At 63.7% G+C, this 22,796-nt stretch carries 20 protein-coding genes and 1 riboswitch; of the genes, 11 read left to right on the forward strand and 9 right to left on the reverse strand.

Annotation, left to right across the window (positions count from 1 at the left end; all coding sequences use genetic code 11):
• Positions 1 to 28 precede the first annotated feature (28 nt).
• From ACFRJ9_RS19420 to ACFRJ9_RS19435, 4 genes are read left to right on the forward strand one after another with little or no spacing between them, the layout of a single operon-like run.
• Positions 29 to 946, forward strand: coding sequence for a sugar phosphate isomerase/epimerase family protein (locus ACFRJ9_RS19420; protein WP_377671320.1), 918 nt, complete (start codon positions 29 to 31; stop codon positions 944 to 946).
• Positions 947 to 1,004: 58 nt separating this feature from the next.
• A complete protein-coding gene (locus ACFRJ9_RS19425; protein ID WP_377671322.1) occupies positions 1,005 to 2,018 on the forward strand; it encodes a Gfo/Idh/MocA family protein in 1,014 nt (337 codons plus the stop codon).
• A gap of 10 nt (positions 2,019 to 2,028) precedes the next feature.
• On the forward strand, positions 2,029 to 2,901 hold the full coding sequence (locus ACFRJ9_RS19430; RefSeq protein WP_377671324.1) for a sugar phosphate isomerase/epimerase family protein: 873 nt from the start codon (positions 2,029 to 2,031) through the stop codon (positions 2,899 to 2,901).
• 25 nt (positions 2,902 to 2,926) lie between these two features.
• On the forward strand, positions 2,927 to 4,372 hold the full coding sequence (locus tag ACFRJ9_RS19435; RefSeq protein WP_377671326.1) for a sugar porter family MFS transporter: 1,446 nt from the start codon (positions 2,927 to 2,929) through the stop codon (positions 4,370 to 4,372).
• A gap of 59 nt (positions 4,373 to 4,431) precedes the next feature.
• Here ACFRJ9_RS19435 and iolB read toward each other — a convergent pair whose 3' ends face one another.
• Together iolB and ACFRJ9_RS19445 are read right to left on the reverse strand one after the other, a co-directional pair.
• Positions 4,432 to 5,325 (reverse strand): 5-deoxy-glucuronate isomerase, encoded by an 894-nt coding sequence (gene iolB / locus ACFRJ9_RS19440; RefSeq protein WP_377671328.1) that lies wholly within the window; start codon positions 5,323 to 5,325, stop codon positions 4,432 to 4,434.
• A gap of 17 nt (positions 5,326 to 5,342) precedes the next feature.
• Positions 5,343 to 6,083 (reverse strand): GntR family transcriptional regulator, encoded by a 741-nt coding sequence (locus ACFRJ9_RS19445; RefSeq protein ID WP_377671331.1) that lies wholly within the window; start codon positions 6,081 to 6,083, stop codon positions 5,343 to 5,345.
• 320 nt (positions 6,084 to 6,403) lie between these two features.
• Between ACFRJ9_RS19445 and ACFRJ9_RS19450 the strand changes: the two genes are divergently transcribed.
• From ACFRJ9_RS19450 to ACFRJ9_RS19465, 4 genes are all read left to right on the forward strand, one after another.
• Positions 6,404 to 7,399, forward strand: a complete 996-nt coding sequence (locus ACFRJ9_RS19450; RefSeq protein ID WP_377671333.1) for a substrate-binding domain-containing protein — start codon at positions 6,404 to 6,406, stop codon at positions 7,397 to 7,399.
• 53 nt (positions 7,400 to 7,452) lie between these two features.
• Positions 7,453 to 8,502: an ABC transporter permease gene (locus ACFRJ9_RS19455; RefSeq protein ID WP_377671336.1), complete on the forward strand. Its 1,050-nt coding sequence runs from the start codon at positions 7,453 to 7,455 to the stop codon at positions 8,500 to 8,502.
• Positions 8,503 to 8,514: 12 nt separating this feature from the next.
• Entirely contained in the window at positions 8,515 to 9,441 is a 927-nt protein-coding gene (locus tag ACFRJ9_RS19460; RefSeq protein ID WP_377671338.1) for an ATP-binding cassette domain-containing protein, read from the forward strand.
• Between the two features lie 105 nt (positions 9,442 to 9,546).
• Positions 9,547 to 10,569 carry a Gfo/Idh/MocA family oxidoreductase gene (locus ACFRJ9_RS19465; protein ID WP_377671340.1) on the forward strand — a complete coding sequence of 341 codons (1,023 nt, stop codon included), beginning with the start codon at positions 9,547 to 9,549 and terminating at the stop codon, positions 10,567 to 10,569.
• A gap of 433 nt (positions 10,570 to 11,002) precedes the next feature.
• Here the strand turns inward: ACFRJ9_RS19465 and ACFRJ9_RS19470 are convergent, their stop codons facing one another.
• Together ACFRJ9_RS19470 and ACFRJ9_RS19475 are read right to left on the reverse strand one after the other, a co-directional pair.
• The gene (locus tag ACFRJ9_RS19470) at positions 11,003 to 13,927 is read right to left on the reverse strand and encodes a chitobiase/beta-hexosaminidase C-terminal domain-containing protein (RefSeq protein WP_377671343.1); all 2,925 of its coding nucleotides are present in this window, start codon (positions 13,925 to 13,927) and stop codon (positions 11,003 to 11,005) included.
• Between the two features lie 122 nt (positions 13,928 to 14,049).
• Complete coding sequence (locus ACFRJ9_RS19475) at positions 14,050 to 14,841, reverse strand: gamma-glutamyl-gamma-aminobutyrate hydrolase family protein (protein ID WP_377671346.1); 792 nt, start codon at positions 14,839 to 14,841, stop codon at positions 14,050 to 14,052.
• A 62-nt stretch (positions 14,842 to 14,903) separates the two neighbouring features.
• Between ACFRJ9_RS19475 and ACFRJ9_RS19480 the strand changes: the two genes are divergently transcribed.
• Positions 14,904 to 16,037 (forward strand): LOG family protein, encoded by a 1,134-nt coding sequence (locus ACFRJ9_RS19480; RefSeq protein WP_377671348.1) that lies wholly within the window; start codon positions 14,904 to 14,906, stop codon positions 16,035 to 16,037.
• A gap of 12 nt (positions 16,038 to 16,049) precedes the next feature.
• Here ACFRJ9_RS19480 and ACFRJ9_RS19485 read toward each other — a convergent pair whose 3' ends face one another.
• The 3 genes from ACFRJ9_RS19485 to ACFRJ9_RS19495 form a co-directional block, all read right to left on the reverse strand.
• The gene (locus ACFRJ9_RS19485; RefSeq protein WP_377671351.1) at positions 16,050 to 16,895 is read right to left on the reverse strand and encodes a matrixin family metalloprotease; all 846 of its coding nucleotides are present in this window, start codon (positions 16,893 to 16,895) and stop codon (positions 16,050 to 16,052) included.
• A gap of 222 nt (positions 16,896 to 17,117) precedes the next feature.
• On the reverse strand, positions 17,118 to 18,011 hold the full coding sequence (locus ACFRJ9_RS19490) for a matrixin family metalloprotease (RefSeq protein ID WP_377671354.1): 894 nt from the start codon (positions 18,009 to 18,011) through the stop codon (positions 17,118 to 17,120).
• An 85-nt stretch (positions 18,012 to 18,096) separates the two neighbouring features.
• Entirely contained in the window at positions 18,097 to 19,254 is a 1,158-nt protein-coding gene (locus tag ACFRJ9_RS19495) for a VIT1/CCC1 transporter family protein (protein ID WP_377671356.1), read from the reverse strand.
• A 231-nt stretch (positions 19,255 to 19,485) separates the two neighbouring features.
• On the opposite strand from ACFRJ9_RS19495, the gene ACFRJ9_RS19500 reads away from it, so the two are divergent.
• On the forward strand, positions 19,486 to 19,677 hold the full coding sequence (locus ACFRJ9_RS19500) for a hypothetical protein (protein WP_377671359.1): 192 nt from the start codon (positions 19,486 to 19,488) through the stop codon (positions 19,675 to 19,677).
• On the opposite strand, the gene ACFRJ9_RS19505 is transcribed toward ACFRJ9_RS19500, so the two are convergent.
• Entirely contained in the window at positions 19,674 to 19,973 is a 300-nt protein-coding gene (locus tag ACFRJ9_RS19505) for a hypothetical protein (RefSeq protein WP_377671361.1), read from the reverse strand. The genes ACFRJ9_RS19500 and ACFRJ9_RS19505 overlap by 4 nt on opposite strands.
• A 16-nt stretch (positions 19,974 to 19,989) precedes the next feature.
• Positions 19,990 to 20,109, reverse strand: a riboswitch (SAM riboswitch).
• A gap of 191 nt (positions 20,110 to 20,300) precedes the next feature.
• Entirely contained in the window at positions 20,301 to 21,842 is a 1,542-nt protein-coding gene (locus ACFRJ9_RS19510; RefSeq protein ID WP_377671364.1) for a sodium:solute symporter, read from the reverse strand.
• A gap of 255 nt (positions 21,843 to 22,097) precedes the next feature.
• On the opposite strand from ACFRJ9_RS19510, the gene ACFRJ9_RS19515 reads away from it, so the two are divergent.
• The gene (locus tag ACFRJ9_RS19515; protein ID WP_377671367.1) at positions 22,098 to 22,673 is read left to right on the forward strand and encodes a helix-turn-helix domain-containing protein; all 576 of its coding nucleotides are present in this window, start codon (positions 22,098 to 22,100) and stop codon (positions 22,671 to 22,673) included.
• Positions 22,674 to 22,796: the final 123 nt, after the last annotated feature.

A 22,796-nucleotide genomic window follows, 5' to 3' on the forward strand; every position in this document is an offset into this window, starting at 1 on the left:
CACCGCCGCAAAGAAAGACAACGCTGTCATGACTGATGTCGAGAACAAGCTGATTATCGGCACCGCCCCCGACTCCTGGGGTGTGTGGTTTGCCGATGACCCCCAGCAGACTCCGTGGGAACGATTCCTGGATGAAGTTGCAGAGTCCGGCTACAAGTGGATCGAACTGGGACCGTACGGCTACCTGCCGAACGATCCCACCCGGTTGGCCGAGGAGCTCAAGCAGCGCGACTTGAAGGTTACCGCCGGAACGGTCTTCACGGCCTTCCACCGGGGCGCGAAGCAGTACGACGAAGCCTGGGAGCCCGCCCGCAAGGTTGCCGAACTGACGGCAGCCATGGGCGGCGAGCACATTGTGGTCATCCCGGCTATGTGGCGTGACGACGTCACCGGCGAAGCCGTGGAGAACGGCGAACTCACGGACGAGCAGTGGGCTGACCTCTTCGCAGGCCACAACCGGATGGGCAAGGTCCTGCTGGAGGACTTCGGTTTGCACCAGCAGTTCCACTCGCACGCTGACTCGCACGTTGGCGCGCAGCAGGACATCGAAACCCTCCTGGCCGCAACGGATCCGCAGTACCTGAACCTTTGCTTGGACACGGGCCACGCTGAATACTGCGGTGCCTCCAGCCTGGAGCTCATCAAGAACTACCCGAACCGCATCGGTTACCTGCACCTCAAGCAGATCAACCCTGAGATCCTGGCCGAGGTCAACGAGAAGAACATGACCTGGGCAGCAGCAAACCTGGCCGGTGTCATGACAGAACCGCCCAACGGCCTCCCAGACCTGCGCGCGGTCATCGAAGCCGTGGAAGCGCTTAACCGGCCGATCTTCGGCATCGTGGAACAGGACATGTACCCGGTAGCGTTCGATGTGCCGATGCCTATCGCCAAGCGAACCCGCAACTACCTGCTTTCCTGCGGATCCCGTACCCGCATTGAGTAGCGCAGTCCAGTAACGCCTGCCAGTAGCACCAAACCGAACCTCACGAAGGACAGAAAAAGTGACTAAGACCCTCCGCGTTGCCGTCATCGGCGCAGGCCGCATGGGTGCGGACCACATCAAGAGGCTCAGCACGCGCATCCATGGCGCTGAAGTAGCCGCCGTCGTCGACGTTGACCTCGCTCGTGCCCAGGCCGCCGTCGAAGGCATCGACGGCGCCGTGGCGCTGGCCAGTGCCGATGAGGCGCTCAACAACGGTGACGTGAACGCCGTGCTGATCGCCACCCCGGGCTTCCTCCACGAGGAAATCCTGTACAAGGCGCTGGAGAAGGACTTCCCGATCCTGTGCGAGAAGCCCCTGACTCCGGACGCAGAGAGCGCGTGGAAGATTGTCCAGGCGGAGACCGCACTGGGCCACAAGCGCATCCAGGTTGGCTTCATGCGGCGTTTCGACGCCGAGTATGCGGCGTTGGGTTCGATCATCCGCAACAGCGAATTGGGGGAGCTGTTGATGTTGCACCACCAGCACCGCAACCCGACCACGCCCGAGGGTTTTACCAACGAGATGCTGATCAACGACTCCGTGGTCCACGAGTTCGACGCGATCCGCTTCTTCACGGGTGAGGAAATCACATCAGTGCAGGTCCGCTTGGGCAAGGCCACGCGCAATGCTCCGAACGGCCAGCACGATCCCCAGCATGTGCTGCTCGAAACCGAATCCGGTGTGTTGGCCGACGTCGAAATCTACGTCAACGCCAAGTTCGGCTACCAGGTGGCCACGCAGGCGTCCTTCGAGGACGGCATCGTGAGCATCGGCGGCGACGGCGGCCCGTACGTCCAGTCGGCCGGCAAGTGGGGCGGCAATGTCACCCCCGGCTTCGAGGACCGTTTCGGTGCAGCGTACGACGTCGAGGTGCAGGGTTGGGTGGATGCCGCCCTTCGCGGCGAAATCGGCGGTCCCACCGCCTGGGACGGTTACGCCACCGCAGCCTGCTGCGAGGCTGGCGTCGAGGCCCAGAAGTCCGGCGAAAAGGTCAAGGTCCAGCTGAACACCAAGCCGGATCTCTACAAGTAGGGGACTGACCATGAAGATCGCACTTGATCCCACACCCTTCCACCACAGCCACAGCCTGCTGGAATTCCCGCGAGTGGCGGCGGACCTCGGCTACAAGTACCTGCAGATGACCCCGCACGCGGACCTCATCCCGTTCTTCAACCACCCCAAGGCCGACGACGAACTGGTCGGGAAGTTGAAGGCAGCCTGTAAGGACGCCGGCGTCGAAATTGCCTCCGTCCTGCCGGTACTGCGCTGGTCCGGTCCCGACGAGGACGCCCGCGAAGCCGCTGTCCGCTACTGGAAGCGCGCTATCCAGATCGCCGTGGACCTGGGCGTACAGACCATGAACACGGAGTTCAACGGCCGGCCTGAGAAGGCCGAGGAATCCGAGCGCGCGTTCTACCGCTCCATGGAAGAGCTGCTGCCGATCATCGAACGCGAAGGCATGGACGTGCTCATTGATCCGCACCCGGATGACTTCGTGGAAGACGGCTTGGCCGCCCTTCGCGTCATCCGCGGCATCAATTCACCGAACATCGGCATGGTCTATGTCGCCTCGCACACGTTCCATATGGGGAACAAGCCGCTGGAAATCATGCGGGCAGCGGGGGACAAGCTCCGCCTGGTGCACGTCTCCGACACCATGAACCACCATGCCTCCCACGGGCTGCGGTACATCACCAACCCGCCGGGCAATGCCGTCCGCGTCCACCAGCACTTGAAGATCGGCGACGGCGACGTCAATTGGGACGAGTTCTTCGGCGGGCTGAAGGAGATCGGATTCCTGGACAGGGACAACACCGTCATGGTGTCGTCCGTGTTCGCCGAAGACGACAATGCGGAAGACGTGTCCCGCTACCAGCTCAAGTCCATGGTCGACTACGTCGCCCGGACCAACTGAGGGCTGGTAGCGAGCGAAGGAATCCATGACGAATTCTGCCTCAACCGAGACCCAAACAGGCCCGCTTTCCACAGTGCCCGCTTCCCCGGGCAAAGCCGGCAAGCCTGCCAACCATAAGAAGTTCCTCCGCAAGGTGGCGTTGTTTTCCACCTTCGGCGGCCTGCTGTTCGGCTATGACACCGGAGTGATCAATGGTGCCTTGCCGTTCATGCAGAAAGACCTGGGCCTCACGCCGCTGACCGAAGGCCTGGTCACCTCCACGTTGCTCTTCGGAGCGGCATTCGGCGCGATCAGTGCCGGGCGCTTGTCGGACCGCTTTGGGCGACGCAAGACGATCATGGGCCTCGCCCTGATCTTCGCTTTCGCCACCGTGGCATGTTCGTTGGCGCCGACCACGGAGCTGCTGGTCCTCGCGCGCACGGTCCTGGGTCTCGCCGTCGGCGGTGCCTCGGTGATCGTCCCCGTGTACTTGGCCGAAATGTCGCCGGCGGCGCAGCGCGGCAGGATCGTCACGCAGAACGAACTCATGATCGTGACTGGCCAGTTCCTGGCCTTCACGTTCAACGCGGTCCTGGGGAACCTGTTCCCGGAAGAGATGCACGTCTGGCGTTGGATGCTGGTCATTGCCACGCTTCCGGCCGTGATTCTGTGGTTCGGCATGCTGGTGCTGCCGGAGAGCCCGCGCTGGCTGGCATCCTCCGGACGCTTCGGCGAGGTCATGGAGGTCCTGCGTCGCACCAGGGCCGCCGGTGAGGTTTCGCAGGAGTTCGACGACGTCCGCCGCGCGGCCCGCGAGGATTACCAGTCCAAGATGGGCTCATTCAAGGACCTCAATGTGCCGTGGGTCCGCAGGATCTTCGTGGTGGGCCTGGGCCTTGCCGTGATCAACCAGATCAGCGGCGTGAACGCCATCATGTACTACGGCACATCCATCCTGTCCTCGTCCGGCTTCGGCGACCAGGGTGCCTTGTTGGCCAACGTAGTGAACGGTGTGACGTCCGTGGTGGCCGTGATCGTTGGTATGTGGATGATGACCAGGCTTCCCCGGAAAGCGATGCTTATCGGCGGCCTGTGTGGAACAGCGGTGTCCCTCACGGCGATCTCGGTGATCTCGTTCGCCGTGCCGGAGGGGATGCTCCGGGCCTACCTTGTGCTGCTGTTCATGGTGACGTTCCTGGCTTCCATGCAGTCCTGCATCGGCACTGTCACGTGGTTGACTTTGGCCGAGATCTTCCCGCTGCATGTGCGCGGCGTCGGGATGGGCATCTGTGTGTTCGTGCTCTGGATCGTCAACTTCATGGTGGGCTTCTTCTTCCCGCAGATGGTGGCCTGGATGGGAGTTTCCGCTACCTTCCTGGTGTTCGTCGCGCTGCAGGTGGTGGCCGTCGGCTGGGTGAAGCGCTCCATGCCGGAAACCAAGGGCAAGAGCCTGGAAGAGCTGGAAGCGTTCTTCAAAGCCCGCACCCGCTAGCCGGTTTTGCGCATAGTGAAGGCCCCCTGGAAAAATCCAGGGGGCCTTCACTATTGGGCTTATGCGCCGAACGGGAGCCGGGGATCGATGTCCTGGCCTTCCCACGTCTGCCGGATCCAGCCATGGTGGGGGTCGTCGCTGATGAGCCAGTCACGGACGCGGCCTGGGCCGGCCATGACGTTCAGGTAGTAGAGGTCGTAGCCGGGGGCAGCCATGGCCGGACCGTGCCAACCGTAGGGCACCAGGACGACGTCGCCCGTGCGGACCTCGGCGGAGACATCAATGGGCCGCTCGTCGGAGGCGTAGACGCGGGCGTAGCCGATGGCGTCGGAGTCTTCCGGTGCCGGGGATCCGGGCGCTACGCGGGTTTCGAAGTAGTAGATCTCCTCGAGGTTGGTCTCGCCTTCCTTCTCCTCGTCGTGCTTGTGGGGAGGGAACGAGGACCAGTTGCCGCCCGGCGTGATGACTTCGCACACGATGAAGCGGTCTGCTTCCAGGGTGGCGGGCGTGCCGAAGTTGTGCACCTGGCGTGAGCAGTTGCCTGCCCCGCGCAGCTCCACGGGGGTTTCCGCTGCTGTGACCAACCGCGTGGGGTACCCTGCCTTGGCCGGTGCGGTCGCGACCGCAACCCTGCCGCCGTCGTTCGAGCTGATGGTGACGGCTTTATCGATACCTGTGTACAGGACGTCACTGGGCCCATGGAAAACCGACTGCCGCCCCGCGAGGCTGTATTCGCCGTCGTCCACCCTTACCGTGAACGAGCCGCTCAGCGGCACAACGATGCGCTCTTCCGCAGCGGCGGGAAGTTCGACGGCGGCACCTGCGGCGAGCGTCGCGACCTTCAGGCCCGTATGGGCCCAGCCGTCAACGGCAAGCGTGGAATCGGAGGTTCCGAGCGAGACGTCCCATTTGCCGTCGGTGGCTGTTCCCAGCGGGTATACCCAGTTGGCCATCAGTGTTTGTCCTTGCGTTAGCGCTGTACGAGTGTCATTTCAAAGCTGTAGGAATCGGCTCGGTAGACGTGGTGGCCGGTTTCCACCATGCGTCCGGTGTCGTCCACCGCGGTGCGTTCCATGGTGACCAGTGCCGACCCGACCTCGGCCTCGAGGAGGGGTGCCTGGTAGTCATTGGCGATCATGGCGCCAATGCGTTGTGAAGCCAGCCGGAAGTTCACGCCCCCGCGCCGAAGGATGGCGTAGAGGCCTTGCTCGGCGAGTTGGGCCTCATCCATGCTGGTGATGTCATCGCGGACCCAGTTCTCCATGAGCGCCAAGGGCTTGCCGCCCACTTTCCGGAGCCGCGTGAAGTGGTACACCTTCGAACCGGCAGGGAGCTGGAGTGCGGTGAGTGTGGCGGCGTCGGCTTCCACATGGGAGAAGCTCAGGACGTCGGTAGTTGGTTTCTTCCCGTTGTTGCTGAGGTCGTCAAAGAGGCTGGACAGTTCAAGGGGCCTGCGGACCTGGCTGGAAACCACCTGGGTGCCCACGCCGCGCTTGCGGACCAGGAGGCCGGCACGGACAAGTTCGTCCATGGCTTTGCGCATGGTGGGACGGGACAGGTTGAGCTGTGCAGCAAGGTCTATTTCGTTGTCCAGCCGGCTGCCGGGTTCCAGGATGCCGCTATGGATGGCGGCTTCAATTCCTTGGACTACCTGATGGTAGAGCGGCACCGGCGACGAACGGTCGATGCTGAGGCTAAGTTGGTTCGCCACTGGTTTCTCCTAGACGCCTGCGGAAGGCCGGCCGGGGGAGCAGGATGCGGCTCCTCTGCCGGTTGGATGGAGTTTGTCCGCTCATGTTCTCTTGATAGGACATACTGCCTTTTTCTGATAATAGCAGCCGGGTTGCGGCCGTCAAGGAATTCACGCCGAGCCGGGTGGTGACGCTGCTGAAGCGAGAAGATTACGTAAAAACATCCTAATGTCAGGACAAACTATTGACAAAGTGTGAGGCGAGTCACCATGATCTGAGTAGTGGGATGCTTCGGCCCAGAGTTCCGGAGCATCCAAAGCTGAAATCAAAGGAGATAACGGTGGCAAAATTCTCATGGCGCACAGCGGCAGTCGTCGCAGCGGTGGTTCCCCTGGTGGCACTGAGCGCCTGTTCCAGCCAAGGTGGCAAGCCCGCCGACACGGGCGGGGGAGCTGCCGGCGGCCAAGTAGCCAGCACTGACAGGATCAAGATTGCACTGATCACGCACGCGCCTCCCGGTGACACCTTCTGGGACACCATCCGCAAGGGTGCGGAAGAAGCTGCGGCCAAGGACAACGTGGAGCTGCTCTACACCAGTGACGCCGAAGCCGGCCGTCAGGCGCAGCTGATCCAGCAGGCTGTGGACCAGAAAGTCGACGGCATCGCGGTCACGCTTGCCACCCCGGACGCATTGAAGGATTCACTCAAGAAGGCCACTGAAGCCGGTATCCCGATTGTCAGCCTGAACGCCGGCGAATCGGTATCCAAGCAGCTCGGCGCCTTCACGCACTTCGGTTCCAATGAAAAGCTCGCCGGCGAGGCTGTGGGCGAACGGTTGGCCGCGGAAAACTACAAGCACCCCGTCTGCGTCATCCAGGCACAGGGCCATGTAGGCCTTGAGGCTCGTTGCGCGGGTGTCAGAGCCAAGGTTCCCGATACGGAAATCCTCTACGTCAACGGCGCAGACATGACCTCCGTGGAATCCACGGCAACGGCCAAGCTGCAGGCCTCCAAGGACGCTGACGTCATCATCGGCCTCGGCGCCCCCATCACGTTGACGCTCATCAAATCCGTGTCCACCGCCGGCAGCTCCGCCAAGGTGGCCAGCTTCGACCTCAACAAGGAACTCGCACAGAAAATCGCCGACGGCAGCGTGCTGTTCACCGTGGACCAGCAGCCGTGGCTGCAAGGCTACGGAGCGGTCGATGCCCTGTGGCAGAACAAGCGAGGCGGATTCAAGCTCGGCGGCGGCCAGTCCGTGCTGACGGGTCCGGCCATTGTTGACAAGTCCAACGCCACCGACGTCCTGAAGTTCGCTGAGCAGGGTATCCGCTAGCACTGACTCGCCGGGCCCGTTGGAAAGCGGGCCCGGCAGCAAGGAACATCATCATGACTCTCACCCCAACTGCCACCAAGCCGGGCGTAGCCGACGAGCGCGTCGGTAAACGCAACCCGCTCCAGAAACTCCTGGGTCGTCCAGAAGTTGGCGCCCTCGTCGGCGCCGTGGTCCTCTTCATCTTCTTCGCGTCGGTCTCCCAGACCTTCATTCAGCCCAATGCCTTTGCCACCGTTCTCTACGGAAGCTCCACCATTGGCATCATGGCAGTCGGTGTTTCGCTGCTGATGATCGGCGGCGAATTCGACCTCTCCACGGGCGTTGCCGTCATCTCCTCGGCGCTCACGGCCTCGCTCTTCAGCTGGTACTTCACCACCAACGTCTGGGTAGGCGTCATCCTCGCACTGGTGGTCTCCCTCGGCATCGGCTTGATCAACGGCTGGATCCTGGTCAAGACCAAGCTGCCCAGCTTCATCGTCACCCTGGCATCGTTCCTGATGCTGACCGGCCTGAACCTCGGCCTGACGCGACTGATCGGCGGGTCGGTGTCATCGCCGTCGATCTCCAACATGGACGGGTTCGACTCCGCCCGGGCCGTCTTCGCCTCCGCGGTATCCATCGGCGGTGTTGAAGTGAAGATCACCGTGTTCATTTGGATCGCCCTGGTGGCCGTGGCTTCGTGGATCCTGCTGCGGACCCGCGTGGGCAACTGGATCTTCGCCGTGGGCGGCGACGCCAACGCTGCCCGTGCTGTGGGCGTCCCGGTGACCAAGACCAAGATCGGCCTGTTCATGGCTGTTGGGTTCTGTGGCTGGATCCTGGGAATGCACAATCTGTTCGCCTTCGATTCGGTGCAGTCCGGTGAAGGTGTGGGCAACGAGTTCCTGTACATCATCGCCGCAGTGATCGGTGGCTGTTTGCTCACCGGTGGCTATGGTTCGGCCGTCGGCGGCGCGATCGGTGCCTTCATCTTCGGCATGGCCAACAAGGGCATCGTGTACGCACAATGGAATCCAGACTGGTTCAAGTTCTTCCTGGGCTTGATGCTCCTGCTGGCCACCATCGTGAACCTGATCGTCAAGCGCCGAGCAGAGCTCAAGTAAGGGGCCGGAACAATGAATGCACAACAGATCGACCAGCAGACCTTGCTGAAAAACGAGAAGGACCCCTTGACCCACACCCCGGTGCACCTGCTCTCCCTCGAGGCAGTTGGCAAGCACTACGGCAACATCATCGCCCTGCGAGATGTGACCATGGCCGTGGACAACGGCCGCGTCACCTGTGTCCTGGGCGATAACGGTGCCGGCAAATCCACCCTGATCAAGATCATCGCCGGACTGCACCAGCACGACGAAGGCAGCTTCAAGATCATGGGCGAGGACCGGAAGCTCGGTTCACCGCGTGAAGCGCTCGACGCCGGCATTGCCGCGGTGTACCAGGACCTCGCCGTCGTTTCGCTCATGCCGATCTGGCGGAACTTCTTCCTCGGCTCCGAGCTGACCACCGGCGTGGGCCCGTTCCGGCGGATGGATGTCCAGAAGATGAAGGACATCACGCTCAAGGAACTGGCCGAGATGGGCATCGATCTGCGCGACGTGGAACAGCCCATCGGCCAGCTCTCCGGCGGTGAACGCCAATGTGTGGCGATTGCCCGGGCTGTGTACTTCGGCGCGAAGGTGCTGATCCTGGACGAGCCCACGGCCGCCCTTGGCGTGAAGCAGTCAGGCGTGGTCCTGCGGTACATCCTGCAGGCCCGTGACCGCGGGCTGGGTGTCATCTTCATTACCCACAACCCGCACCATGCCTTCCCCGTGGGGGACCGGTTCCTGCTGCTCAAACGCGGCAAGTCAATCGGCTACTACGAGAAGAAGGACATCACTCTCGAGGAGCTCACCGCCCAGATGGCCGGCGGCGCCGAACTCGCAGAGCTGGCCCACGAACTCGAGCAACTCGGCGGGCACACGGAGGCACTGCAGGAAGTCCAGGCCGAAGTAGCTGGAGTGGCCGACGCAGCACCTGAAAACGCTACGAAGCGGCACTAGGTTTCCGCATCAACGTTTTTCTCCACCGAACGACCCCGGCCGACAGCGGTCAGCCGGGGTCTTTCCGTGGTTTTCCTTGGATATTGTGAAAGAGAGTGAGACGGCATGAAAGAAGTAACCCTCGGGTTGGTGGGTGTGGGCCGGATCGGTGTGATGCATGCGAAGAACATCAGTGCGCTGAACGAGGCCTTGAATCCGGAAGGCGTACATGTCCGGCTCAAGCTCACTGATGTGGCCGAAGAACACGCCCGGTCAGTGGCCGCCAGGTTTGGAGCAGAATTCCTGCCTTCCGTGGGAGAACTGATCGCTTCGGGGATTGATGGCCTGGTCATCGCCACCGGCACTGCCACGCATCCGGACCTCATCCGCGCCGGCGTGGATGCCGGAGTTCCGGTCTTCTGCGAGAAACCCGTTGCCGTCAACGTGGCGGAGTCTTTGCCCGTCCTTGACTACATCCGGGAGAAATCAGGAACGGTGCAGATCGGCCACCAGCGCCGCTTCGACGCCGGCTACCTCGAGGCCAAACGCGCCTATGACGCCGGCGAACTCGGTTGGATCCACTCTGTTCGCGCCGTCACCTGCGACATGACGCCGCCTCCCGTCCAGTTCCTCGCGACGTCCGGCGGCCTCTTCCGTGACTGCTCCGTCCACGACTTCGACATCCTCCGCTGGCTGACGGGCAAGGAAATCGTGGAGGTCTACGCCAAGGGTTCGAACAACGGCGACCCCGCAATCGGTGAGGTGGGCGACGTCGATACCGCCTTGGCCGTAGTGACGTTCGACGACGGCACCGTAGGTACGGTCTCGGCCACCCGCTACAACGGGGCCGGGCATGATGTGCGGCTCGAGCTGCAGGGCTCTGAAGGATCGATCCTTGTGGGCTTGGACGAGCAAATGGCCTTGCGTTCGGCCGAATCCGGCGTGGCTTTCCCGTCAGGCACGGCACACAAGACCTTCGCCGAGCGCTTCGACCAGGCCTACCGTTCCGAAATGGCCGCTTTCGTTCAGGTGGTGCTGGGGGAACTGAAGAACCCCTGCACCCCCGAGGACGCCGTTGCTGCGTCCAAGGTGGCCGACGCCGCGCAGGAATCCTTGGAGACCGGCGTCCCAGTGCGCGTGGCCGCCTAGACGCTCTCTCTTTTACCGACGGGTTTTGGGGGACGCTCTCTCTTTTCCCGACGGGTTTTGGGGGACGATCTCTCCTTTCCCGTCGGGTTTTTGGGGGACGCTCTCTCTTTCCCCGACGGGTTTTGGGGGACGCCCTCTCTTTTCCCGACGGGTTTTGGGGGACGCCCTCTCAGATCACCGCTCGGCCAGGCACCTTCTCGACGGCGGCACCCACGGTGGTGCCGCCGTCGGGCACTTCCCCGTTAGGCGAGTATCGGCGCAAGCCCTTCGGCAGTACCTGTCGGGAGGTGGGAGAGGGTCGCAAGAAATATGTCGGGAGGTGGGAGAGGGTCGCAAGAAACATGTCGGGAGGTGGGAGAGGGTGCGGTCATAGCTGACGCGGGCCGAAGAGTCTGGGGGAAAACTCCGACCCGCGCCAGGTCTGTGGGGCCGGCTAGGCGATGATCTTCATGGCCTGCCAGCCGGTGCCGAGGCTTATGGGCGGCACATTGGTGAACGCTCCGCTGCCTGATCCTGGATACAGCCACAGGGTGTCTCCGATGCGACCCACGACGTCGTTGTTGCTATCGCCGTCGAGGTCCCGGGGGCCGGCTATCGTTGTTCGGTTGTCCCAGCCCGTGGAGATTTGCTTCCACTGGAGCCATCCGCGTGTTCCATTGCCGGGGTAGAGCCAGAGGGCGCCGGTGTCAGTGCGTCGCGCCAGCACGTCTGCCTTTCCATCTCCATTAAAGTCCCCCGTGCTCAGGATTGCATCCATGACATTCCAGCCAGTTCCGATGGTGGTGGGTGTTCGTTGGCCTCCTGTGCCGTTGCCTTCGTAGAGCCGCAGCTCGCCTGTGCTTCGCCGGGCGATGAGGTCCGGGATGCCGTCGCCGCTGAAGTCGCCGGGTGAGAACAGCTGGCTCATGCTGCTCCACCCGGTGCTGACCTGGGTTCTGGCGCCGAAACTGCCGGCACCGTCACCGGGATAGAACCAGAGGACGTCGCCGGCACGGGCCAGCACATCCGCTTTGCCGTCCCTGTTGAAGTCACCCGGGGTTACCGTGTCCGTCACGGTGGACCAGGCCGGGGCCGCCAGCGCTACTTGCCGCGGCAAGAGGCCGCCTGCGCCGTCACCGGGGTAGAGATACAGGTTTCCGGCAGTGTCGGAGGCCAGCACATCCGCTTTGCCGTCGCCGTTGAAGTCATGGGCCGACGGCGGTCCGGCTGCGGGGACGGTGTACGTCTGGGTGCCGACGGGCGAGGTGTTCCCGGCTGCGTCCACAGCGATGTACTTGAGGACCATCGCCGAGCTACCCATCACCAAAGGCGTCGAGTACTTGATGTTGGTGGCCGATTCCGTGGCCGTCGGGGTGCTGCCATCGGTGGTGTAGTAGATGGCCCCGGGCTCGTTCGCAGTCAGCGTGATGGTGGCACCGCTGGCCAAGGCACGGCTGGTGGGATTGGGCGTAACGACGGGAGCGGTGGTGTCCGGAGGGACGGTGTACGTCTGCGTGGCGACGACGGAAACGTTCCCGGCGGTATCCCGGGCGAAATACTTCAGGGTCATCGGGCCGGGACCGTTGAACGGAATCGCAGAGCTGTACAGGAGCCCGGCGGCCAAGGGATCGCTGCCGTCGGTGGTGTACCGGATCTCTGCGGGTTCGTTGACTGCCAGGGTGATGGTGGTGCCGGGAACGTAGGCGCCGCTCAGCGGGTTGGCCGTCACTACGGGCTTGGTCACGTCCGGACCGGTGGAGTACGTCTGGGTCACCACGGCGGACGGGTTGTTGGCGGCGTCCACGGCGAAGTACTTCAAGGTCAGCGGCCCGTCCAGTGTGAAGGGGGTGGCGTACTTGCTGCTCGCTGTGGTGGGCGTGGAACCGTTGGTGGTGTAGTAGATGGTAGCGGGTTCGTTGGCCACCAGCGTGACCTTCTGACCGATGTCATACGTGCCGCCCGGCGGTGTTGGTGTGACCTCGGGGGCGACCGTATCGGCGGTGATGTGTGCCTCGAACTCTGCGAGCCCTACGTTGGTGGTGGAGCTGCTGACGGACGTGATGTTGAAGCGCACGGAACTGACCGTCCGGGCCGGGAAGTTCACCGTCAGTCCGGAGCCGTTGTTCGGGAGCGCGGGTACGGGGACAGTGCTGCCGTCCGGGAATTGAAGATTGCCACCGGTCACTTGGTCGGTGGTGACTGGCCGGTCAAACAGCGTCACCGCGTTGATGGTGCGTGCCGGGGAGAAGGTGTACTGAATCCAGCTTCCGGCCTTGCCGCCGTTGGTGACCCACTCGCGGGCGGCGTCCATGGGAGTACCCCAGGCATAGCCGTCGCGCGCCTTCTCCGGTCCCTGGGCTGAGGCTTTCTGCGAGGACGCCGACACTGTGGTGCCCGAGGATTTCGCTGCGTTGCCGGTCCATTCAATGGCCGTGATGTATTGCCGCTTGAGCCAGTCGCTGTAGGGCGGAGCCGGGCAAGGGGAGTCGCAGAGGTACTTGTCGAAGTCGGCGAAGCGGACGAAGGTGTTCACCTTGGAAGTCAATTCCGCGCCGGTGACGTTCTGGGCGTACTCGTCAATGACATAGGCGTCGTAAGCCGAGGACGTGTGCGGGCCTGTGTAGGCCCGGGTGGCCAGCTGGCCAAATTTCGCCGCGGCCCAGTGATCGCTGTGGTCGTAAGGAGTGGTGAAATTGCCGGTCCAGTCCTGGGTGCGGAACGTTGTGGGTTGGAAGTTGACCACGAGCTTGTTCAACGCGGACTGAAGCTGGTCCTTGGTGTAGGTTGCCGATCCGTCCACCGGTCGGATGGTGGAGATCCGGCCGTCCCAGAGCTTGAGGATGCTTTGGCCGCCATACCGTGAACTGCCTTTGCCGTTGGGAAAGCCATCAGGAAGCCGCAGGTACACCACGGACACGTTGGGGGCATCCCTGAGGGTGTGGAGCGTGAGCGGGCGGCCCGGGACACCGGCATCGGAGGTGGTCCACACATTGGCAACACCGGCCATCATGGCATAGCTGGCCCTGATGCCATCCTCCAGGCTGCCCCAGTAGGACTGGCCTTCCCCGGCTTCTCCGGCTGTGAGGTAGACGGTCTGGACGCACCGCTTGGCCTGGATGTCCCGCATGAAGTCGGGGCTGATGAAGATCAGGTCGTCGTCAGTATGCGCGACGATCTGCATCGCACCGCCGGTCCCCGGGCACGGAGGTACAGCGGCCAGTGCGGGCGCTGCGGAACCGAAGACTACAGCGGTGAGGGTGACGGACAGCCCCAGCAGGAACCCGAGGACGCGCCTGGAAGCGGGAGCATGGCCTGATAACGGTGAGAGTGATGTTCGATGACTATTACGACGAAAGTATTTTGGGCGGTCCACAACCATGCTCCTCGAGCAGATGTTGGGCCCCCCAGCCGGCGAACTTTACGACGTCCCCCTGACGCCATTCGAATGAAATTATGCACTTCAACCACTGCGATGGGGCGCTGTGGTCGTCACGTTGCGAGTTACGATACTCCCTCAGCCATTTTCTGGATAGGGTTCCGGCACACTTCAACGAAGGCCCGGAAAGGCGCCAGCCGCTCGGCGTCGGGAAGCTGGGAAGCTTCCGGATGCCACTGCACTGAGGCCACCCACCGGGAGGGGTCTTCCAACGCTTCCACAGTGCCGTCGTCGGCGATGGCCGTGACCACCAGCCCCTCACCCACGGTAGCTACTGCCTGGTGGTGACCGGAGGCGATCCTGACGGTGGTCCCGCCGGGTGCGCCGTACAGTGCGGCGGTCTTGGAACCGGCAGCCAGGACCACCTCATGCCATGCCCACTCGTTTGCCGCGGGATCGTGGGGGTCCAGCCCGTTGTGGTTCACCGTGGACGGTGCCATGTCCTGGACCAGGGTCCCCCCGTAGACAACGTTCAGCAACTGATGTCCGCGGCAGACCCCCAGAAGTGGCAGCCCGGCGTCGATCGTGGCACGGGCAACGTCGACGTCGAGGCGGTCCTGATCCGGGTTGACGTCATACAACGACTCCCCGGGGTCCTGTCCGTAGAGCCGTGGCTGGATGTCACCGCCGCCAGGCAACAACACGCCGTCGAGCCTTTTCATCTCAGTTGCGAGCCGTCCGGCGCTGTCCGCCGAGACAGGAGTCAGCAATACCGGCTCCGCGCCGGCTTCCCGCAGCAACTCGACGATGAACGTCAAGAGCTCATTGGCTTCCCCGACGCGGGCATCGGGATTGTCCGAGCTGCTGAGACGGATGGGAACTCCGATGCGCGGACGGACACCTTCTGAACTTTGCATGCTTCATCATTGCACTGTGCCGAGCCCCCGCCGCCCGCGCGCACCGCCACTACGCTGAAACCATGAATCGCACCGGAGCCCTCAACCCGAGTCCGCGAACACTCGACGTCGACAGCGTGGTCAACTTCGACCGTCTAGTGACAGCCGGGGCCCGGTCCATGCACGGCTGGCATGCGCAGTCCCTCGACCTCCGTGGCCGGTCCCGCCACCTTGAAGCACTGGACGCCCGGGGTGCGGTCTTCCTCGGCTGCACGTTCGACGACGGCGTGGAAGAGAACCTGCGGAGCCGCGGAGCGCTCATCTTTCCCAAACTGCGCGGCGTTCCGTTCAACCCGTACCGCGGCAGCCTCTACAAGGCCAGCGAACTCTACGAGGACATCTCCTCCGTGGAGTACGAATCCACCCTGGACGCGCAGGTGTACCAGTGGAGCATCCTGCCTGGACAGCGAAACAGCCTCAACGCCACCTTGGCCGCTGCGCTCCATGACCACGCGATCGGCGATGCTTTGGACGAACTGCTGGACCACGGCGCGCTCGCCGGGGCCAAACTGGTGGGAGTCATGGGTGGACACGCCGCCCAGCGCGGTTCCAAGGAATTCGCCGACGCCGCGCGGCTGGGCCGCATGCTGGCCCGCGCCGGCTTCACGGTAGCAACCGGCGGTGGTCCAGGAGCCATGGAAGCGGCCACCATGGGTGCCTACCTGAGCGGACTGCCCGACGCCGAAGCAACAGCAGCGCTGGAGTCGCTCGCCGCCGTACCGGGGTTCAGGCCGTCGGTGACGGCTTGGGCACGCCAGGCAGCCGCCGTCGTCGAACGTTACCCTGACGGCACCCCGACGCTCGGGATTCCCACATGGTTCTACGGGCACGAACCACCCAACCTGTTCGCCACCCACATTGCCAAGTACTTCGCCAACGCCGTCCGGGAAGCCATCCTGCTGGAACTCTGCAATGGCGGGATCGTGTTCCTTCCCGGTGCTGCCGGGACGGTCCAGGAAATCTTCCAGGACGCCTGCGAAAACTACTATGGCGCACCCGAAACCATCACGCCCATGGTCCTGGTGGGACGCGAACACTGGGAAAGGACGTTCCCTGCCTGGCCGATGCTGCAGGGCCTCGCGGCCGGAAAGCCCATGGCGGACAGGATCTTCCTGGTGGACACGGTGGAGGACGCGCTCGCCGTCGTGGCAGGCTAGGGCGCTGTCCGCTCAGAAGTCCTTGCTGCACGGCCCGGAGCCAAGCTTGGCAAGGCCGGTGAGGTCTCCGGCGGCGTACTGGCGCACCCAGGATGCCTGGTCAAACATGAGCTGCCGGGGGTCGTTGACGTGGTCCAGGCCCACCAGGTGTCCCAGCTCGTGCATGATGACGGCCACACCGATCTCGTTGCCGTTGGAGGCGTCCATGATCCCTGCGAACTGTGGCGCGTCCAGGGACACCGTACCCGTGACGTAGGCCTTGTACCCGTTGCTCAGTCCGATGGAGGAGCTTCCGCCGAGTCCCACGGTCTGCCCGGTCAGGCGCGGAACCTGCTCGGGCGTGCTCCAAGCGATCAGGACGGGCGCCCAGCGGTCTCCATATCTGGTGGGCTGGTACCCGGACCTGTTGGGGGAAGGGATTTCGGTGCTGGGGCCGTCGTAGATGAACACGAGCCCCGTGGCTACGCTGGCTTGCCGGACGGCCTCTTCCACCAACGGCTGCCAGGATGGCGGGGCAAGAGCCGAGTTCACCACGTAATGGATGGGACGGCATGGTGAGTAAGCCAGAGGGGTTCCGTCTTCCTTGACGGCGAGGAACTTGTAGGAAGTGCTGGTCCGTTCAAGGGGCGCGGGCTTCCCCAGGGGTGCGTCCGCCTCTTCCAGTCCAGGCAGGGGATCCTGGCGCTGGCCAAACGGCACCAACCCGGGCCGCGGCGGTTGGCTTTGCGTTGAGGAACCGGACAGGAGCTGTCCCAATTCACCGCTGAAGTACGCCCCGGCGCAGACCAGTCCAAGGATTCCGAACAGGAACAGGATGGCCGCGATGCTGCTGTGTTTGATCGGTGGCCTGGGCTCCACCGAAAACGGAGACCCGAAATTCGGGGCCCTGGGATCAGGCGGAGTCGGATCAGGCGGAGGGGGATGGGGGTCTGGCCACTGGGACGACCCATAAGGTTCCATGGAACCCCCTGACGTAAAGAGGCACCAGGCGGTGGGGGTCCGCCGTCTGCCGTATGCGTCAGCATAAGTCCGAGCAACGCCGGGAGTCCATGGCGGGTTGGCACCCTGGCCAAGGTGGGGTCAGATGTCCTTGCGGCAGGGCGCTGAAGCCAGCAGGTACAGGCCGTTCAGGTCACCTGCCGCCAGTCCGTCCGGAGCGCCGATTTCCGGGTACATGAGCTGGATGGGATCGTCCACGTGGTCCAGGCCCATGACATGTCCCAACTCGTGCTGCATGACGGCCAGGACGTAGTCGGCACCGCCCTCGTCAGCCAGGAGTTCCGAGATCTGCGGAGTGTCGAGCTCAAGGCTCCCGGTGATGTAGCTCTTGGGCCCCTTGTTGAGGGAGTACATGGTGCTCCCGCCGGTCCCGATGACCTTCTCGGCAAGGGCCGGTGCGGCCTCGGGCGTGGTCCACGAGATCAGCAGCGGAGCCCAGCGCTCGCCGTACTTGGCCGGCTGGTAGGGTTCGCGTCGGTCGACGGGCAGCTCGTCCGTGGTTCCGTCGTTGATGAACTGGATGCCCGAAGCTCGCGAAACGTTTGCGATGGCGGTGGCCAGGAGGGCGTCACTGCCCTCGGGTGCGGTGGCGTTGTTCACGACGTAGTGCAGCGGCCGGCAAGGGGAGTAACCCACTGGAGTGCCGTCGTCGTTGGTGGCCAGGAACTTGTACGAATCGTTGGTGGTGGTGGGAGCCGGTGGCGAGGCCAGCGGTGCGTCCGCTTCCTCGAGCCCCGGAGGCGGTGCGTTCAAGGCTCCCGCGGGCGTTGGCCTGTGCTGCCCGCCTTGCGGTGCTCCCGGGACGTTGACGCCGGGGAACAGCGCGGTGATGCGGGGATCGCCGTGCAGGAACCCGCTGACCACAACCGCTATTGCGGCGGCGACACCGGCAAGGAGGAGGCCACGAAGCAGGCGCGCAGTGGTTCCCGAGCGTCGGTGCCTGGGCGCACGTGTTGCTTCCTGGTCCGGGTCCACGGCTCTCCATTCCTCACGCCCTGGTCACGCGGGGCGGCGCGGAGGACGAACCAAGATTACGGGCTGCTGACAGGGCCGTCCAAACTCAGACGATCACAGCCCCGAACAGGAGGCCGAGCCCGTACGTGGCGGCGGCCGCACCGAGGCCGATGGCCAGCTGCCGGAGCCCGCGGCTCAGCGGTGAGGTTCCGGACAGCAAACCCACGACGGCGCCGGTCGCCAGGAGCGCGATGCCCACCAGCACGCCGGCAACAGCCAGGGCCGCGACACCGGTCATGCCGAAGAGGAACGGAAGGATGGGCACGATGGCGCCCGAGGCGAAGAAGCAGAAGCTGGACATGGCTGCTCCCCACGCCGAGCCTACGGATTCGTGCTCGTCCGTGGGCGGCTTCTCCGGTTGGAGGGAGAGGCTGGGATCGCAGTCGCAGCTGAACAGCCCCATGCGTTCGGCGACGCGGTGCTCGGCGGCTTCGCGCGTCATGCCGCGGGCCAGGTAGACCAAGAGCAGTTCGTTGTGTTCGATGTCCAACGACGGCGCGGCCGTGAGTGTGGCCTGCGTGGGCAGCGTGGCGTTGAGCAGTTCCCGTTGTGACCGGACGGAGACGTATTCGCCGGCGCCCATGGACAATGCGCCGGCCAGGAGCCCGGCCACGCCACTCATGAGCACCACTGGACTGGGGACTCCGGTTGCGGCCATGCCCATGACCAGCGAAAGGTTGCTGACCAGGCCATCGTTGGCGCCGAAGACCGCTGCACGGAAGGTACCGGATAACCTGTTGCGACCCCGGGTAGCCAGGCCACGGACTACTTCTTCGTGGATTTGCTCGTCGGCAGCCATGGCCGGTGTGGCTGCTGGATCCGTGCCGTAAGGGGAACGGCCTTCCGCCCGTTGGGCCAGGGCCAAAACGAATACTGATCCGAAGTGGCGGGCGAAGAAGCCCAGGAGCTGGCTGCGGATGGACGCGGCCTTGGGCATTCCCGCGTGCTCTCCCAGGAGCTTGAGCCAATGTGCCTCGTGGCGTCCTTCGGCTTCGGCCAGGGCCAAAAGGATCTGGCGCTCTTCGCCGTCGCGGCGCTGGGCGAGTTCGCGGTAGACGGCGGCCTCGGCGCGCTCGTCAGCCAAATATTGGCGCCAGCGCCGGATGTCCGAAGCCGTGGGCGGCGTTGTTTCCGCAGAGGGGTCTTGAGGGGTGGGATCCGGAGCGGGGCTCGACGAATCGGGGGATTCCTGGTGCTTCTGCACTTTTTCTCCTGTGCTGGGTGGGGTAGTTGCGGCCCCATTGCAGCCCCCACTGTACCGCTAATTGGCGGGGATTTTCGGCTGGTATTCCTTAGTTGGAATGTTCGGTGCACCGTAATTTCCGGCCCTTCTTGACCCCTTGCGGGCGCGGTGCTCAGATGGAAGAACAGGGGCGGGGCCCTCTCCCCGCAACCGGTTATTGGGCCGCTCGGCCCACGAGACGGAGGTTGCAGCATGAACACCACCGAATCACACGCCAATCACCCGCTCCGGGCAACCATTGAGTCGGACCCGGCCTATGACTACAGCGAAGACCAGGAAGTGGACGAGGCCTGGGTGGAGGAAGTAGACGCCCCCGAGGACGACGAACGCGTGGTCCCGCTCGATGACACCGAAGAGTTCCGCGGGGAGGACGAGGGCAGCTAGCCCTCGGCCCCGTTGCGGAGTTGGAAGTGCCGTTCGCTTCCTGCCCTTTGGCCGGGGGCGGCGACAGTCACTGTCAGGGTTCCGGACGCTTCACACCAGCGCGTTGAACGCACGGCCCGGGCCAGCGCCCGCTCGATCATGCGCGGTTCGGGATGCTGGAACCGGGCTGACCCGCCGTGCGTGGTGATGGTCACCGTTCCAAGGACAAGGTCGACGGCGGGAATCACCGCCACCGCGTGAGTGGCAGGCGGGAGGGGGATGCTTGAGGCAGGGGTGGTATCACCTTGGTACGGCAAGGGAATGCTCCTTGGGGGAGTGCTCTTGCCCGCTCGGTTGTCTCTGGTCCGGGACGGGCCGCTTCCTCATCCGAACCACCCGTGAACATGGGGTTGGTGCGTGGCCAGTCGGAGCTTGGCGCCACATCTCTTGAAGCTGGAATCACTTTACCGCACGTGTTTCTTGTTGTGGGGCCCGCTTTGCGTGGTTTCGGGCCGTTTGAACGCGCAAAGCAGGCCCCGCAACTCGCATTTGTCGGGCACAGAACAACGGCGGCGCTGCCCCGGAAAGGGGCGGCACCGCCGTCGAACTTTGCTCAGTATCCTGTTTGCTGCCGAAGGTTCCTGTTAGTTGGCCTTGTGGCTGCTGACGGGGTGTTCCTGAATCGGGAGCTCGTCAGAGACGGCCCCTGCCACGCGCTTGTCCCACGCGGCGCGGACCGCGGGGTCGGTGGGCGGTGTGAGGAGGGAAATCACCACGTAGGCCAGGAACGAGGCTGCCAGGCCGAAGTAGATCGGTTCGTTGGCGTAGACGCCGTCTGCGCTCGGAATGATTCCGGTGGCGAACATGACCAGCAGCGCCAGGGTCAGCACGGAACCAATCGCCATGGACCACGCCGCAGCGATGCCGGTTCCGCGCTTCCACACCAGGCCACCCAGAATGGCAACCAGGAGGCCGCCTACCAGGATGTCGTAGGCGATGGTGAGGGCAACCACCACGTCCTGCGCGGCCATGGAGATCAGGACCGCGACGATGCCAAGGCCAAGTACCCAGTAACGGTTTGCCCGGACGTCGTGCTCCGGGTTTTCTGTGTCATCGGTGTTGATGGTCTTGCCGAACCAGCTGGCAACGAACGGAACAACGTCCGCACGGGCCACCGTCGCAGCGGCGATCAGGGCGCCGGAAGCGGTGGACATCATGGCTGCGACAGCAGCGGCCATGACCAGGCCGCCGATGCCGATCGGCAGGATGTGGGTTGCTACCTCGGCATACACCACGTCCTTGCCGAGGTTGGCGACGTCGATATCGGGAAGCGCCACGCGGGCAGCCAAACCGATCAGGGCGCCGGCGATGCCGTAGAGGATGCAGTAGACACCGGCGGTGGCTCCACCCCAGCGGGCAACCGTGGGGGTCTTGGCGGTGAACACGCGCTGCCAGATGTCCTGGCCGATCAGCAGGCCGAGCGTATAGACCACGAAGTACGTGATGATCGTCTGGATGCCGATGCCGTCGATCTGGAAGAAGCTGGCGTCCACGCGCTCACGGATGCCGTCGAGTCCGCCGGCGGCGTTCATGACGAACGGGAGCATCAGGAAGAAGATGCCTACGGTCTTGATGATGAACTGGACCTGGTCCGCCAGGGTGATGGACCACATGCCGCCGATGGTGGAGTACACCAGTACGATCGCACCGCCCACCGCGATGGCCAGCCAGCGTTCCCAGCCGAAAAGGACCACGAAGATGGTTGCGTACGCACCCGTGGAGGTGGCGCAGAGCATGAGGGTGTAAGCCAGCATCACGATTCCGGACGTCTGCGTGGCCTTGCTGCCGTAGCGAAGGCTCAGCATTTGGGAGACCGTGTAGATTTTCAGGCGCTGGATGGTGCCGGCGAAGAGCAGGCTCAAAAGGAGCACGCCGGAGCCGATGGCTACAACGAGCCACATGCCGGAAATGCCGAATTTGTAGCCCAGGCCGACGCCGCCGACGGTGGATGCTCCACCGAGGACAACTGCGGCCATGGTGCCGGTGTAGAGGAACGGCCCCAGGCGGCGGCCGGCCACCAGGAAGTCGCTGTTGTTCTTGGTGCGGGACTTGCCCCACCAGCCGAAAGCCAGCATGGCGAGCAGGTACACCACCACGATTGCGATGTTAATGAACGAAGAGTCCATGAGTGGCTCCTTGGAGCTGATGCACGGAGGTTGGGGTTTCCGACGATACTCCTGCGAAGCGTCGAAGTCTCTGTGCTGACGATTGGAGATTGGGGAGGTGTTGTGTGCCTCACAGACAACACTTGTTGCCTATGAGGATATGTTGTGATCGGAGTAACAGTCAAGATGCTTCGTCACGGACAGGTCTTTAGATTCCGTGATCCAGCTACTATTGCTCCAATGACAGGGCCAACTACAGGCCTGAAAGGTTCGTGAATGAAGGCTCTCCCCGTTGAACCAAGCAACGTTCCTGTTGCCATAGGTTCCAGAATCCGCGCGGCCCGCCAAGCGCAGCGTCTCACCATCGAGCAGGTGGCCGATGCCACTGGACTGACCAAGGGCTTCCTCAGCCGTGTGGAGCGCGACCTGACATCGCCGTCGGTCGCTTCGCTCGTCACACTGTGCCAGGTCCTGTCAGTCTCCGTCGGCGACCTGTTCGCTGCGCCGGAAACCCATCTGACCCGGCGCGATGATGGCCCCCGCATATCCCTGGGCGGCCAAGGCATCGTGGAACGGCTCCTGACGGCGCGGTCCGAACGCCGCCTCCAAATCCTCCAGGCCACCATTGAACCCCGTGGCCGTGGCGAAAACGAGCTCTACGCCGTGGACTGCGACGTCGATGTCCTCCATGTGGTCAAAGGCCGTATCAAGCTCATCCTGACCAATGAGCAGTACGACCTCGAAGAAGGTGACACGCTTTCCTTCCCCGGCCGCGAACCACACACGTGGATCAACCCCACGGACGAAACCGTGGAAGTGCTCTGGGTGCTGGTTCCTGCGGCAAGCCGCTAGTCCTTCCCTCCTCCGCGCGAGGTGGGGGGTTAATTGAAATTTTTTTTGTAAAAATTACAAATAAAAGCAACACCGGGGGGGGGGCGCGAAGCCCCCAGGTCCCCCGGGGGGCCGGGGGTGTGG

The sequence above is a fragment of the Paenarthrobacter sp. NPDC056912 genome (genome assembly GCF_042786555.1).
Classification (GTDB): domain Bacteria; phylum Actinomycetota; class Actinomycetes; order Actinomycetales; family Micrococcaceae; genus Arthrobacter.

Excerpts from the sequence above, each read along its gene's own strand:
- iolB (WP_377671328.1), bottom strand. The coding sequence starts at position 5,325 with ATGGCCAACTGGGTATACCCGCTGGGAACAGCCACCGACGGCAAATGG.
- ACFRJ9_RS19475 (WP_377671346.1), bottom strand. The coding sequence starts at position 14,841 with ATGCAAAGTTCAGAAGGTGTCCGTCCGCGCATCGGAGTTCCCATCCGT.
- ACFRJ9_RS19515 (WP_377671367.1), top strand. The coding sequence starts at position 22,098 with ATGAAGGCTCTCCCCGTTGAACCAAGCAACGTTCCTGTTGCCATAGGT.
- ACFRJ9_RS19480 (WP_377671348.1), top strand. The coding sequence starts at position 14,904 with ATGAATCGCACCGGAGCCCTCAACCCGAGTCCGCGAACACTCGACGTC.
- ACFRJ9_RS19465 (WP_377671340.1), top strand. The coding sequence starts at position 9,547 with ATGAAAGAAGTAACCCTCGGGTTGGTGGGTGTGGGCCGGATCGGTGTG.
- ACFRJ9_RS19435 (WP_377671326.1), top strand. The coding sequence starts at position 2,927 with ATGACGAATTCTGCCTCAACCGAGACCCAAACAGGCCCGCTTTCCACA.
- ACFRJ9_RS19470 (WP_377671343.1), bottom strand. The coding sequence starts at position 13,927 with ATGGTTGTGGACCGCCCAAAATACTTTCGTCGTAATAGTCATCGAACA.
- ACFRJ9_RS19510 (WP_377671364.1), bottom strand. The coding sequence starts at position 21,842 with ATGGACTCTTCGTTCATTAACATCGCAATCGTGGTGGTGTACCTGCTC.
- ACFRJ9_RS19455 (WP_377671336.1), top strand. The coding sequence starts at position 7,453 with ATGACTCTCACCCCAACTGCCACCAAGCCGGGCGTAGCCGACGAGCGC.
- ACFRJ9_RS19420 (WP_377671320.1), top strand. The coding sequence starts at position 29 with ATGACTGATGTCGAGAACAAGCTGATTATCGGCACCGCCCCCGACTCC.
- ACFRJ9_RS19430 (WP_377671324.1), top strand. The coding sequence starts at position 2,029 with ATGAAGATCGCACTTGATCCCACACCCTTCCACCACAGCCACAGCCTG.
- ACFRJ9_RS19500 (WP_377671359.1), top strand. The coding sequence starts at position 19,486 with ATGAACACCACCGAATCACACGCCAATCACCCGCTCCGGGCAACCATT.
- ACFRJ9_RS19460 (WP_377671338.1), top strand. The coding sequence starts at position 8,515 with ATGAATGCACAACAGATCGACCAGCAGACCTTGCTGAAAAACGAGAAG.